The sequence below is a fragment of the Synechococcus lacustris str. Tous genome, from assembly GCF_003011125.1.
Lineage (GTDB): Bacteria > Cyanobacteriota > Cyanobacteriia > PCC-6307 > Cyanobiaceae > Synechococcus_D > Synechococcus_D lacustris.
Genome location: NZ_PXVC01000153.1, coordinates 1 through 2,134, shown reverse-complemented (window position 1 = coordinate 2,134; position 2,134 = coordinate 1). Strand labels below are relative to the sequence as shown.

Below are 2,134 nucleotides of genomic sequence, written 5' to 3'. Positions count from 1 at the left end.
GAGTTGGTAAATACTACTAAGACCTCTCTGACTGAGCCCTTTACGCTGCAGGTCAAGACACTACAAGCAAAGGTCGAGGAACTGCAAAAGAACAGTCTACAGAGGTTAGATGTTCTTCAAAGCACAACAAGAGATCTGATCCAGCGCAGTGCAGACATGCAGGGTGCGGCCCAGCAGCTTACAAGTGCGCTCAGATCCCCAAACGTCAAAGGCAGATGGGGTGAAATTAATCTCAAGCGCATTCTTGAATTTGTAGGGCTTATTCCGTACTGTGACTTTGATGAGCAGGTTCATGTATCGGATCTAGACGGTGCATCACGACCAGACTGTGTGATCACCATTCCTGGCAACAGGAAGTTAATCATCGACTCGAAGGCTCCCCTAGACAGCTATCTAGATGCGATGCAGGCAACCGATGAGAGCCAAAAAAAGATCGCCTTAATCGATCATACAAAAAAGGTTCGCCAACACATTGATGCACTCAGCAAAAAAGATTACGTGTCAAGAATGCGCAGCACAGGGCAGATCATTGAAGGTGTTGTCCTCTTCATTCCGGTTGAAGGTGCTCTTTCTATCGCATTGGAAACCGACCCTGGACTGATTGAATACGCATTTGAAAAGAGCATTATTGTCACATTCCCAACTAGCCTCCTCGCTATCCTTAAGGGACTCTCCCTGACAATCCAACAACAGGGTGTCGCAGAAAATATTCATGCTATTAAGGATATGGCGGTTGAACTCAACAAAAGATTCCTTAAGTTCTCAGAATTGTTGGCGAAGGTTGGGTTACGTCTAAGGCAATTAAATGACGATTACAATTCATCAGTTGGATCCTACAATGGAAGGCTTCTTGTTCAATCCAAGAAGTTTGCAGAACTTGGAGGGATGGAAATGAAGCAATCAAGCATTGACTCGGTTGACACCATTGTAAAGCTACCAATAAATGAGGAGGAAAATCAATGAAGTCCCTGGATTGGCTAAAGTATTGGCCGCCTTGCACGTGTCTCAAATCCAGGCTTTAATCTTATCTTTTGTTGTCCTAGGTATCGAGTCTGAATGAAAGGACATCATGCTCAAGAATAGATTCGTCAAGCCACTCCCTAAACTCGTGGTACAAGCAAGTTGCGTTATCAATTTGGTCCCTGTCGACCAAAAAATACATCCTGTCGATGCCATTGTCCATGATTAGTTGAACTTGAGTTCGTAGTTCATTCATTTGGGAATCACCATTAAAAAAACGGCTCACTTGAGCCGCTATAGAAAACTCAAGGCGAATGTCAAGCTGGGTCGATGATGTCTAATAGCCTTCCATTCTCGTCAACCAGGCGATATCGCTTACCTGATTGATTTGCGCGTTTTTGCGCAGTTTTGTACGCCGATGCTTCATTTGCCATGCTTGTGTAGTGTACCCATTGACCGAAGATGTTCTGGTACTGAATTTCCGGCATAGAATCCAACCTGGAGGAATAGCTAGGACCAAGTTTGCAGAGACAATCTCTTAGACGTCAATCTGCAGTTCAGGTAACTTGCCAGGCTTGTATTGGCCATATTGAATGAACGATTGAACGTCAAGACCATGCTCATCCAGTACATATGCAAGATATTCAATTGAATACTTAAATACTTCATTCATCCAATCACGTCTGTTGCCGTCACTTGGAATCCAAAGCTGGTCAGGCTCTTCTGCAAGTCTTTCTTTTAACTCGTCATATTCATAATCAGTTAATGCACTCTGCATAATCCCTTTTTCGTACAATATCCAAGTTATCAAGGACTGAACTGAGGAGTCGTATCCCATTTGACCACCCTTCCCTTCAGGCTTAGACCAATCTAAATAAAATTTAGATGGACCATAGTCAGGACGGACCTTATATGAGCGTTCATTCTGAGTACACTCCTTGAGCTCATCGAGATAATCAATAACGATTTCTCTTAAAGCCTTGGATGCTTCTGTAGCTGCTGAAACTGAATCAACATCCGAGGTGTCGACGATCCTTGGCAGATCAGAAGAGGCGAACTTCTCTTCGATGTCGTGCAATGAAGTTAGGCCCTTGAGTTCCTCAGGTAGGAATTCTTTCCCAACTGGCTTTCCGTTCTCGTAGTAAAAATAGAAGTCAGTCGAAGAGTCCCCATC

At 43.9% G+C, this 2,134-nt stretch carries 2 protein-coding genes; one reads left to right on the top strand and one right to left on the bottom strand.

Features of this window, described 5'->3' with window-relative positions:
• Nucleotides 1-963 (top strand): DNA recombination protein RmuC (locus C7K08_RS13700; protein ID WP_106501083.1); only part of this gene is annotated, 963 nt, incomplete at its 5' end.
• Nucleotides 964-1,498: 535 nt separating this feature from the next.
• On the opposite strand, the gene C7K08_RS13690 is transcribed toward C7K08_RS13700, so the two are convergent.
• A partial coding sequence (locus C7K08_RS13690) for a hypothetical protein (protein WP_206603874.1) occupies nt 1,499-2,134 on the bottom strand: 636 nt, incomplete at its 5' end.